This window comes from Psychrobacter pasteurii (assembly GCF_900162815.1).
GTDB lineage: Bacteria > Pseudomonadota > Gammaproteobacteria > Pseudomonadales > Moraxellaceae > Psychrobacter > Psychrobacter pasteurii.
On the sequence record NZ_FUGD01000177.1, the window covers coordinates 1 to 11,939 of the forward strand.

Here is an 11,939-nt window from a genome sequence, read left to right on the forward strand (position 1 = left end):
TGCTTGTTTGAGTATATTAACAATCTGAGTGTCGGTAAATCTTGATTTTTTCATGTCGAAATCTCCTGCTAGTATTTTAGCAGTTAGTTTCTACTTTTAGGTGTTATTATTTTTTGGGGTGATTACCTGACAACTATCCTGACACAGGGGGAGAGTAAAGTATTCAATGATACTAAGAGACAAAAAAAGGTGCTTTAATGCACCTTTTTTAATTAGTAGCCGTAATTAATAAGCTCTATAACTTATAGTTAGAAATTAGTAAACTCAACCCCAATGCCGCCACCAACATCTGTAGAGTGGATATCAGAATCAGATACCCACGCACGGCTAGAAATGGTAGTTTTTGGGTTTAACTGATGTTCCCAAGCTACGTCTAATACTGTTAGCTTATCTGACTCCGGAAAAGCCTTGTTAGTAGCTCGGTTAGATTGGTTCACTTTAGCGTGTTGAACTTTAGCATTGATAAAGTTTTGATTGTCTAACCATAGCTTACCGCCTACAGCGATACTTTCTGTATCTCCGCCTAGAGCATAACCTAGAGGATACCCGTGCTGGTAATATCCATCAGTATAGTTAGTATGGTTATAAGAAATACCTCTCACGTCACCACTGGTACGAGTATCGGTCCATTCCGTATACAATTGATATGGCATAGAGCCCATGGTAGTTGTATTTAAGCTTGATGCAAAATCAGCCCCCGCTAGGTACATATTTTTAGCAGGTAGGCCGCCAGCCTCATCCTCACCAATGTATTGGCCATAAACACTTACGGGTACATTGGCTAAAGGTGCTAAGTTGACTCGAGCATCAAATCCAGCCAATTGGTTTGCTGGATCACCCCCATCGCGACCACCATTGTCTTGGGTACCTTTGATAGCATCCCAAAATGAACTAAAGCCTTCTGGTCGACCTTCACCGCCCCACATAAAGGTACGTGAAGCTCCCAGTTCTAACCACTCTGTTGGGCTAGCCGTTAAACGCATACCGATTAGCTTGGTATCAGGCACTGCCTCATAGTCGTCTAATTGACCAGCGAAAAGCTGATACTGCCAAGGACCGATCCAGCTCAAATAAGGATGGCTTGGTGCATCCTGTGTATCACGCTGCATAGTGACACCAATGACAGGCTTGCTAGCGTCACCACGGATAAGACTACCATCATGACCTGGTCCCCACCAAGTAGGGATCTGGCCGGCAATAAGCCACTGGTTGGCATATTTACCTGCTAAGTAAGAGCCTTCAAAGCTTAGATCTTCATCATCAATCATGTCTTTATCTTTGACATTAGCACGAATATTAACTTCCCAATCCTCTTCACTTAAGCTTACTTGGGCAGCAGCTTGGAAGTTGGCTGTGTTATCATCAGCGAAGCTTTGTGGCAGCTGCTCTCTATCGGTTTGGGCATAAGCTGAGACTTTAGTATTTACTAACGACTTTGGCTCTTTATCCAGCGTATAGCGAATAGATTGTACAACTTGCTGTTGCTCAGCAGTGCGAATGTCAGCTTTAGATAAGACTCTATTAATCTCATTAGTCGTTAACGGCCAAGTGCTGGTATTAATTTGAATTACACCTTGCGCTCTTAACCAGTCTAGCTCTGATTTCAAGCTCATGTCATTCATCTGTAAGTTCTGAGCACTAGTTAGTGTACCTACTAAGCTTAGGCTTAGTAGCACACTCATTTTTTTTAAAGTGAAGATCCTGTTCATAGGGTAGGGCCTTAAGCTATAGGGAGGTTTAAAAAGTATCTGGTCGCTCATAATAATGATAATAGTTAAGTAAAGCTACTATTATAGGCTACATAGATAATTTATCTAAAGGCTATCTATTTTAGAGAATACAGTATTGATAGCTTCAACTGTCTTTTCGATTTCACTATCTAACAGGGTAGGGTGGACTAAAAACATTAGGCTTGTTTCCCCTAGCTGCATAGCCAAAGGCAGTCTTGGCTCTGGACGTAGCCCTGTATTATCGAAAGCTTTTTCTAGATAGACTTCAGAGGCAGATCCTGAATAGCAAGGAACGCCAAGCTCATTAATTTCACTGATGATACGATCACGCGACCAGCCTTCAGGTAGGTTTTCTGGTTTTACATAGACATACAGCTTGTAGTAAGCATGGGTGCAGTCTTCAAAGCCTGTGGTCTGTTCCATCACAGGAACATTGAGATAGCCTTTTTCTTCCCAAGGTTTGCAAGCATCAAGTATGGCTTGAGCATTTGCAGTACGTTTAGCGGTCCATTCTGGCATACGAGTCAGCTGAATACGTCCAATAACCGCTTGCATTTCAGTTAGGCGCCAGTTAGTACCAAAGCTCTCATGCAACCAGCGATAGCCAGGTGGGTGCTCGGTTTCATAGACAGCCTTGTAGCTCTTCCCATGATCTTTATAAGCCCACATGTTACGCCATAAGCGCTCATTATTGGTAGTGACCATACCGCCTTCACCGCCCGTGGTCATAATTTTATCTTGGCAGAAGCTCCAAGCACCAATATGACCGATACTACCCACACTACGGCCTTTGTATTTAGCGCCATGCGCTTGAGCACAGTCTTCAATCACATACAGATCATGTTTATCTGCCAATGCCATAATGCCATCCATATCACATGGCCAACCGGCTAAATGTACACAGACGATGGCGCGAGTTTTGTCTGTGATAACATTAGCAATGGTTTCAGGTGAGATGTTTCCACTATCTTCATTAATCTCTGCAAATACAGGCTTAGCACCAGCATTGACCACGCTTGAGATACTGGCAATAAAGGTGCGTGGCGTAACGATAACTTCATCATCAGGCTGTAACTTTAAGGCATGTAATGCTAAATCAAGCGCTGTAGTACCGTTGCTGACGGCAATGGCGTATTTACTGTCTGCAAATTGAGCAAATTCTTTTTCAAATTCACGAGCTTCAGTGCCCGTCCAGTAGTTGACTTTATTAGATAGCAGTACACGACTAACGGCATCAGCCTCTTCTTGGGTAAAGCTAGGCCAGGGTTGGAATGGAGTGTTTAGCATGAGAATCACTATACCTTTAAATTTTTTGATATTAGTTTATGGTAGAAAATTAATAGCTTTTACATCAGGAGGCTTAAATTAAAGAATGGAATGGATTATTTTACTAAGGGTCTGGCTGGATTACCAACTACAACTGTACCAGCTGGTACATCTTTGGTAACTACGGCACCCATACCAACAATAGCCCCTTCACCAATAATTAAAGGCTTATCAGGTGTACCTTGTTTGATAACAGCGCCTGTACCGATATAAGCATGATCGTGAATATAAATATTACCGTTACAATTAACTCGGGGTGCAAAGGTCACATAATCACCTATCACACAGTCGTGTTCCACATAGCTGTATAAATTAGCATGAAAGCACTTCCCTATGGTGACATTAGAACCTATAGTGACAAAAGGACTAAGTGCAGCTCCTTCTTTTATTTCTACAGCATCCATGATGATAGTGCTATCGGCTAATATGGTCCATACAGGAATATTATCAGTAGCAAGCTTGTTAGCAATCTTCTCGCGAATACTACTGCTGGCAATCGCAATAAGTACTTTTTTATTTTTAGCCTCAGTCGACCTAAATTTTTGGTAACTCATGGCTATATAGCCGTTAACTAGCTGTTCTTCTTCCAAGGCATCATCGATAAAAACAATTTGAGCCTGTTTATATAAACCATCACGCTTTAGTTGCTCAATGGCAACTGGCATTAAGCTACGACCACACCCTGAAGCACCATACACCCCATATAAGCAGTCCATAAGTTATTGCACCGACTCTTTGGGAGTAGGTGAGCCTGTGAACTTACTCATTGTGGCTTCACCTTCAGCACTAATACCATCCTTTATGAGCACTTGCTTAACTGTCTTCGCTAGAATTTTGAAGTCTAGCCACAGAGATTGGTTATCAACATACCAAGTATCGAGTGCGAACTTCTGCTCCCAACTGATCGCATTTCGACCGTTGACTTGAGCGTACCCTGTTACTCCTGGGCGAACATTATGACGACGCGCTTGTTCGCTATTATACAGAGGCAAGTACTCCATGAGCAGTGGGCGAGGGCCTACTAAGCTCATATCACCTTTTAAAACATTCCAAAGCTCAGGTAGTTCATCAATACTGGTACTGCGTAGTTTTTGACCAAATGGTGTTAGGCGCTCGTTGTCTGGTAAAAGGTTTCCATCTTTATCAGTGGCATCCTTCATGGTTCGAAACTTAATCATCTCAAAGGCTTTACCATCTAAGCCAGGGCGTGTTTGTTTAAATAATACAGGAGAACCTAAATTCTTTTTAACCTTATAAGCCGTGACAGCCAGTACTGGGGAGAGTACGGCCAAAGCTGTACCACTGGCAGTAATGTCGATTAGTCTTTTAAGCATATGAATGACCTTGTAAGCTATAGTCCCATTTCTTTGAGCATAAAGTTATTGACAGCGTGAACATCGAATTTTTCTTCAGCAATTCGGCGTGACGCCTTACCCATGGCGTTAATTAAGGCAGGATTAGTTATAAATTTCTTCATAGCCTCGGTTAATCCATCTACAGATTTAACGGGTACTAAATAGCCATTAACTCCATCTGTTACCGTTTCACGGCAGCCTGGTGCATCGGTAGTAATCACTGGTCTGCCCATCGCCATGGCCTCTAGTACTGTGCGAGGCGTACCTTCTCTATAGGAGGGTAGAACATAAATTGAACTGGAGGCTATAGCTGGCTTGACATCTGAAAGCTTACCCCAGAAGTTGATAGTTCCGTCTTTAATCCAGTTATCTAACTCTTGCTGCTCTATACTATCTGGATTGTCATCAATCCAACCGATTAAGTAAAACTGAGTCTGAGGATATTTTGTCTTAATACATTTGGCAGCTTGCGCATACTCTCTGACTCCTTTATCTCCAAGCAGGCGGGCAATAAGGAGGAATCTGAGCTCGGTAGTATTATCACCTGCGACAGGTAAGGGCACAACTTCATACTCAGAGATATCGACCCCTGAGCCATTGACTACTGCTGTAGGTGTAGCAGGGGAAATAAGCTTTAGCTGTTTAAATAGGTTTAGGTCATCTGGATTCTGAAAAAAAACTTTAGACGTCTTAGATAGTGCCTGTTTATATAACCCATGTATTAGCTTTTGTAGCTTACTTCGATTACCCGTCTCTTCGACCTGTTGAAAGGCATAGCCTAAGCCTGTAATCAGGGCATAGCGGTTAGGAACCTTTGCTGCCCATGCTGCTAATGCGCCATAAATGACAGGCTTGATTGTATAAGCCATCACATGGCTAGGTTTAACTTTCTTCATTATTAAATATAGTGTAGAAAACGCAGCAGCATCCTTCAATGGATTAGTGCCAGTTCGTTGCAGTGGTATATCATGAAGAGTGTAACCTAGGTTCTTAAGCGCTGTAACATCTTCGGGGTGGTTACCAAATTCAGGGGCTGCAATATGTATCTCAAACCCTTTGTTCTGTAGTGCTTTAATTAAAGCACCACGAAACTTTAGGATAGAGCCTGGGTAGCTGGCTATTATTAGAAATTTCATTTTTAACCGTACCTATACCGTATCAGAATCAAAATAGCTTAAGTACCATTTGTTTCTATCACTTAAGGTTTCTCTCAGTTTATCATTAAAGATTCTTACCCCAAAGTGCAGCTCTATAGGTCTTACTTTTTCAGGTAGTGGTAAGAAACCATTAATTTTATAAGCAGCATGGTTAGGTGAATGATTAAAATTCCACGCTAATACTGCATCGCAATGGCTATCTTTTAAACTTTGTAAAGCTTTATTCAAAACAATAGAGCCTAGTTTCTCATCTAAGTATATAAGCTCCATAATATAACCTATTAAGCCACCATGCTTCTCCTTAAGGGAGTAAATACAAATAGCTTGCATTTTACCCTTATCATCAAGTATAGCAACATTCTGATAGTCTTCACCGGGTCGAGAGAGTCGCCAATTGATGTATTTAGCGTCCCTAATAAGGCCTGTATTTATTTTTTTAGAAAAAACAGTCCATAGCTGATCGTAATTAGAATCAATAGGTGTATTTTCGACTATATCGAAATTAGTCTGATACTTAACCTTCTTTAAATAAGTAATATTAGGTAATAAGTTAGATACCTTCTTTATAATAGGCAGCTTTGATAAGATGTAACGTGAACGTAAGGGTAAAACTAGAAAAGGAACTGGATCCAAGTTTACCCAGCCCAACTTATTAAAAAAACCATGGGCAGAGTTACCATTTGGAAATCCATAAACAAAAGCGATACCTCGGCTTTTTGCCTCATCATAAACTTGTGAGGCTAGCTTATTAAACAGCCCCTGACCTCTGGCCTCAGGAGCAACCAAAGTATCTAGAGATTGTGAGCCAGTAACTTTTTGATTGTCAGATATAAATCTGTTTTGAAAAACAGCATAGATGCCCGTTAGTCCTTTTACTAGGGTTGGGTCAATGCCTCCTAGTACCAGTCGACCTTCTTGACTATAGCTATCTATGTATTGCCATTTCAAATGTTGTAGTGTACGAGGGCTATCATTATTATTAAAGAGTTGCTTAACCAGCTCTAAGTCCTGCTCATTGTCTATCCATTTATTATTCATTGTAATACCTTTTGCATTCGTCCATTGTCAGATTTAGAATTTCACCATTATCCATTCTAGTAGAAATATTTTTTATTATACTTTCAAACGTATCACGCATTTTAGGAGCTGTAATCATATTATGAGGATGAAACCACATATGTGCTTGTGCAGAACGACGTGACGCAGATCTTAATATGTGATCCCATCGTCTATAAGTAACTTCATTAGGTATGAGTCGCCTTGGACCACTGGGCCAGTTCAAAAAGTAACCTGCAGGCAAACTTATCATAGGCGTCTTTTTAGATGACTTAAACTTTTGTGATGGCTTTAATACATTAAATTCGTCAAGGACTCTGTAGTATTTATTAGAATGTAATCTAGACTGCTCTATTACACCTTTTCTATACACATCGAAACCTGAGTTACCCAGTAACTTTAAATGGCCTACATCATTACGTGGGAATACTATAGAGGTTACATCTAAACTCTCTTGCTCAAATATCTTAAGAGACTCTGAGGCTTCAAACTTAACGATACTCTCTTTGGTCGTTTTGCCTAATGGGTGATGAGTAAAACCATGCCAAGCAATTTCATGACTATTTTTCTTAGCTTGCAAATAGAATTCTCTGCCTAGCCAACCGTCCAAATTTTCGTTATGTAATGTATTAAAGATATGTTTATACCATTCATCTTGCTCATTAATATAAGATTGTATACTGTCTTTATATTTTAGGATGTTAGCTTCATCCTGGGTGAAGAGGGTGGTGAAGGCATAAGTGGCTTTAATTGAGTGATGCGACAATACATTGTTGATATATGAATAAACTTCACTTAGACTGCTTTGATTAATAGATTTTGTAGAAGCTCCTATATGATCAGCAACTCCCCATAGCCCTTCACAGTCAAGCGACAAGGTAAAAACCCCTTTACTCATTTTTTTCTCCGGTTATGGTTACTTTGATTTATTGCTTCATTCCATACATTAACATAACGTTCACACATTTTTTCGATTGAGTAATTTTCGATAACTCTGTCATAAGCTTTCTTTCTGCGAGCTGCCCATTTCTCTGAGGAGTTCATATATTCGTGATAAGCCTCTTCCAAAGCATTCTCTAGTGCTTCCTGATCGTCTGACGGAACAATCCAGCCTGTATCTGAAATAATTTCGCTAGCATCACCGACCTTAGTACTGATGCATGGTATACCAAAGCTCATAGCTTCAATAAGCACATTTGGAAAACCTTCAGTGACGCTACTTAATACCAAGCAGTCCATTTGTTTATACACCTTAGAAAGCTTAGTTTTATTCTCAACCTGACCTAGCAAAGTAAATGAGCTATTAATAAGATCCTCATAATTATTTCTAAATATAGGATTGTCACAACTGACACCTGTACCTGCCATAATGCATCGAGCGCTTGTATGGTGATCATTGAAATCTTTGAAGGCAGAAATAAATAATGTATGATTTTTCGCAGGATCGTAACGGCCTACATGTCCAACGGTAAAGCTTCCTTTTGGTTGTGATTGAAAAGATTCAGGGTGAAGGCTATTAATGTTTACTCCATTTGGGATATATACGAACTTATCGTCAAAGCCAACTTTTCTATGCATTTCAATGGATTTTAATGAACAATTTATTATCTTATAGGGTATAACTTTAGAAAGATTAGCGCTTATTTTCATTAATGCATAATTCTTAGACCCTAGCTCTTGTTTGGTAACTCTACTTTGGCGAATATTCCAAACTACGGGCACTCCCCAAGCTTTACCAATTAATCCAAAAAGTAAGTTAGAGTGCCCCATCCAGCTTTGAATTATGTCAGGACGATGGCTCAGGATTTCCTTTTTTAATCTATATAAATTTAGGGGAAATGATTTTGGACTACGAATGTTAAGGGATCGGAGAGCAACACCTGCTTTTCTAAAATCATTTTCATAATCTGGCATATCTAAAAGAGTATATACAATATGCTGTACAGTATTGGAGGTACCTTTGACTAATCGGAGAAGTGCACCTTCAGCACCTCCTCTACCTTTCCCACCAGTAATTATATGGATGACTCTCAAAATCTTGTTTCCTATTTAAAATATGAGGACTTACCTGTTAATAAAAGTTACTTATAATAATCACTAAATTTCTTATCTTTAGACATTACAGAAATAAAAAGGTAAAGAAAAAATGGTAAAACCATGATTTTTTGTCGGACAGCAATCCCTAAATTGCCAGTTGTTAAAGCCAAAATTATCCAAGCTATAGTTGCATATGCCCACATAAATTTACGGTTTTCTAATGAAGTTGTATTTTTATTTTTATTTTTGATTATTCTGTAACCGCCAGCTATAAAAAGGTATAACAAAAGAATGTTATCTAATGCAGAAAAAATCTGTGTAACAGAACGAGCCTCTAAAATAGTAGGTCTAAACATATAAGTGAATAACTTCATAGGAAAGCTCATTTCAGATAGAGTTAAGCCACTATCTGTACTCTTGTAAACATCTTCACGCCCTTGAATATATTCTGCTATGTCCTCAGGGGTGTTAGAATCCTGAATACCGGCATAATTAAGTGCATAGGGGACTAATAGAGAAGATATACCTATAGTAACAGAGGCTAGTAACACCTTAACCAGTGCATTTGTTTTCTTATCGAAGAATAGTGAAATTGCTAAAGATATAATTAATATTCCAGCAATATGAGGTCTAACGAAAAACATCATCATGATGGATAGACTCATAGGAAACAAACGATTTTTCAGATTTAAGGAAGACCATAAAGCTAGCACTACTGAAAGAAAAGATATAGGATCTTTCCCGATACCACTTGACCAGAAACTAATAGAAGGCAGAAATATCACTAATGTGGCAACAATTCTTAATAGTTTCTTTTGGTTTGAAACTGTTCTATGAATAATAGAGTCTAAAATTATAAGCCCTAAAGCCCCTAGTATATTAAAAAAAAGAAAGCAACCAATCATATTAAAGTAAAAATAATTGGTTAGGATCATCACTATAAATCGAATGAAATGAGTTCCAGGCTGAAAGATATAGTTTCCAATAAGACCTTGTTCGTAATATACAGTGGCATCAGCTCCAAACTTTAAAGTATAAATATAGTAAACGAACGTAAAAAAAGTATGCCATAAGTACAATATTACTGAGCGTTTATCTTTAGCACCAAATTTTCTAGCCATTAATATTGAGGTGAGTAATCCTAAAACCAATATTATAAATGGGCTTATTGCCTGCCAGACTTCAAGAAGCATTAGGTACCTTAATAATTTTAATTTCAGACATCTATTTATATATGAAAAAAGTAGTCTGAGTGCGGTTAGATGATTCTTCTAAGCATTCTAATGATCTTAAGAGAATACTTAGAACCCATGTGAGTAAATAATTGCAGGCTACTAAACTTAGGTTGAATATTTATTGCCTCTTTGAAATCGATAAACTTATAGTGATTATTTTCAATAAAATTAATTATATAATTTAAGGCATCGTCACTTATAGAATTTGTATGTAAGCAAATAGTTTGAATGCCAAAAGGAAGGAACTTGAGAGGCTTTGATAAAAGTTGAGGCACGAGTATGACTCCTTCAATATTATAAGGATACAATCCATACCCATCAGTAATCGCTGTGAAGCCTAATTTTTTTAAAGCCTTCAGAGTGTTCCTATCAAAAGAATGTGAAGGTGCCATGAAGTAAGGTTGCCAGATACTATTAGCACTTAATATGTTTTTACCAATCTGCAACCTCTCTAATTGTACTTCATAACTATGATCACTCATTGATACCTAGCATGCCACCTGCCTTTATAGTATACGTATGATGGGTTCCATGCTGTGCAATTGTATCACCGTATTCAGCGAATTCTTTTAGAGTACTAAAAAAAACACTATTTGACATATTTATGTTAATAGAGAGGTTAGCGTCTTTATTATCAGGGACTACACCTAAGATGGACTTAACTCCATATTTCACAGCTACTTCTTTTATTTTCAAAAACTTATTCCAGTCCATACCAGGTATGATATCGTCAAATCTTAGTATGAATTTAGACACTTTTACACTCCTTAATGCGCGCTCTTACAAAATGCGGATGTTTGATAAAAAATGATTCAAAGCAAGCTCTTGAATCCAAAATCTGCCAGAAACAAACTCATAATCGCCATCTGCCTTACGGATATACTTTCCGGAAATACCATCTATTGATAGCTGTTCGCAGGTATCTACACCAATGAATATCGAAGACTCAATAATTAAAAACTGGTTACGTTTTTCACTATATACGAAGTCTGTAGCCAGGCATATTGCACTGAATGCTTCACGTACCTTATCGGGGTTTATTTTTTTTAATAAGCGCCTTAACTTAAACATCGTTAAAGGTATGTTGTGCAAAGAATTCATACCAAGGCTATAAACTTTTATACCTTGTTCTTGAAGTTTAGGCCCAATAATCCCCAAGTCAGTAATTGATATAACAGAGTGTTCAAACTGCTCTTTTTTAGAGCTATTGAGAACTAGGCGCTGTAACATAAGTTCAGCACCCCCAACATTTAAACCAATAATAATGTGAGCGATTTTTTTAGTCATTTTTATTACTTACATAGTAGTATAAGCCATATGATAGAGCCTCCTCATGCAAAGGCTGACTCTCTACAAACACCCAAGAATCTAGAGTTTTAGTGTAATAACCACCTGAATGTCTAATTACACTAGAGCCAAAGTTAGTACCCTGAAACTCTATAAGGTAGGGAGTTTTATCTTTGTAAGCTAAATCCATGGAGATGTACGGATTTTTAAGCTTAGAAAATATTTTTTCTGCATAGTCTAGAACATCATTAGGTACATCATGATAGTGAAATTTTTTACTACCACTTGCTCTAAAGTCGCCTTTTTTTACATCTCTACGCATAGCATAGAATCGATTTCCAGTCACTAAAACACGGTAGTCACATGTGAGATCTGTTATGAAATCTTGAGTTACAAATCTTTTAAAAGGCTTATAGTAATAGGAGTAAAGTGAGTAATTATCAGTAGGGAGCCTTAGTTTGCGGATAGAGTTTTTTATTTTTCTAGATTTAGAGATCTGTATGTTTTTAGTTTTAAATTTTGTTAGATCGTGTTTGTCTTTGATTAAAGTTACTCCAGAACTTCCTGAACCATCTATTGTTTTTAAAACAAATGGAGGTGATATTGTAATGGAATCTATATCAAATACGTAATCACTTAATAAATCATTTATACCTAAGGCTCTTCGCATTACTTCTTGGAAACCTTTATTTTCATGAGCGAGTAGCATTTCATAGGTAGGTAAAATTAAGCAATGATCTTTGACATAATAAAGAA

13 protein-coding genes are annotated in these 11,939 nt (G+C 38.1%); all 13 read right to left on the reverse strand.

Features of this window, described 5'->3' with window-relative positions; translation table 11 throughout:
• Positions 1–248: 248 nt before the first annotated feature.
• Entirely contained in the window at positions 249–1,682 is a 1,434-nt protein-coding gene (locus tag A1232T_RS13110; protein WP_425272072.1) for a capsule assembly Wzi family protein, read from the reverse strand.
• A 132-nt stretch (positions 1,683–1,814) separates the two neighbouring features.
• Entirely contained in the window at positions 1,815–3,017 is a 1,203-nt protein-coding gene (locus tag A1232T_RS13115; RefSeq protein WP_077449798.1) for a DegT/DnrJ/EryC1/StrS family aminotransferase, read from the reverse strand.
• Positions 3,018–3,112: 95 nt separating this feature from the next.
• On the reverse strand, positions 3,113–3,772 hold the full coding sequence (locus A1232T_RS13120; RefSeq protein WP_077449799.1) for a NeuD/PglB/VioB family sugar acetyltransferase: 660 nt from the start codon (positions 3,770–3,772) through the stop codon (positions 3,113–3,115).
• A 3-nt stretch (positions 3,773–3,775) separates the two neighbouring features.
• Positions 3,776–4,390: a sugar transferase gene (locus tag A1232T_RS13125; protein ID WP_077449800.1), complete on the reverse strand. Its 615-nt coding sequence runs from the start codon at positions 4,388–4,390 to the stop codon at positions 3,776–3,778.
• A gap of 17 nt (positions 4,391–4,407) precedes the next feature.
• Complete coding sequence (locus A1232T_RS13130) at positions 4,408–5,547, reverse strand: glycosyltransferase family 4 protein (protein WP_077449801.1); 1,140 nt, start codon at positions 5,545–5,547, stop codon at positions 4,408–4,410.
• A 12-nt stretch (positions 5,548–5,559) separates the two neighbouring features.
• Entirely contained in the window at positions 5,560–6,606 is a 1,047-nt protein-coding gene (locus tag A1232T_RS13135) for a GNAT family N-acetyltransferase (RefSeq protein WP_077449802.1), read from the reverse strand.
• Positions 6,599–7,522: a polysaccharide deacetylase family protein gene (locus A1232T_RS13140; protein WP_077449803.1), complete on the reverse strand. Its 924-nt coding sequence runs from the start codon at positions 7,520–7,522 to the stop codon at positions 6,599–6,601. The genes A1232T_RS13135 and A1232T_RS13140 overlap by 8 nt, the downstream gene beginning before the upstream one ends.
• Positions 7,519–8,658, reverse strand: a complete 1,140-nt coding sequence (locus tag A1232T_RS13145) for a glycosyltransferase (RefSeq protein WP_077449804.1) — start codon at positions 8,656–8,658, stop codon at positions 7,519–7,521. Before A1232T_RS13145 ends, A1232T_RS13140 begins: the two co-directional genes overlap by 4 nt.
• A gap of 47 nt (positions 8,659–8,705) precedes the next feature.
• A complete protein-coding gene (locus A1232T_RS13150) occupies positions 8,706–9,854 on the reverse strand; it encodes a hypothetical protein (RefSeq protein ID WP_077449805.1) in 1,149 nt (382 codons plus the stop codon).
• Between the two features lie 65 nt (positions 9,855–9,919).
• On the reverse strand, positions 9,920–10,378 hold the full coding sequence (locus A1232T_RS13155) for a DUF2334 domain-containing protein (RefSeq protein WP_077449806.1): 459 nt from the start codon (positions 10,376–10,378) through the stop codon (positions 9,920–9,922).
• Positions 10,371–10,652, reverse strand: coding sequence for a DUF2334 domain-containing protein (locus A1232T_RS14545; protein ID WP_077449807.1), 282 nt, complete (start codon positions 10,650–10,652; stop codon positions 10,371–10,373). The genes A1232T_RS13155 and A1232T_RS14545 overlap by 8 nt, the downstream gene beginning before the upstream one ends.
• Before the next feature lie 24 nt (positions 10,653–10,676).
• On the reverse strand, positions 10,677–11,183 hold the full coding sequence (locus A1232T_RS13165) for a glycosyltransferase family protein (protein WP_077449808.1): 507 nt from the start codon (positions 11,181–11,183) through the stop codon (positions 10,677–10,679).
• Positions 11,176–11,939, reverse strand: a 764-nt coding sequence (locus tag A1232T_RS13170; RefSeq protein ID WP_077449809.1) for an ATP-grasp domain-containing protein, incomplete at its 5' end; no start/stop codon positions are given. The genes A1232T_RS13165 and A1232T_RS13170, both read right to left, overlap by 8 nt.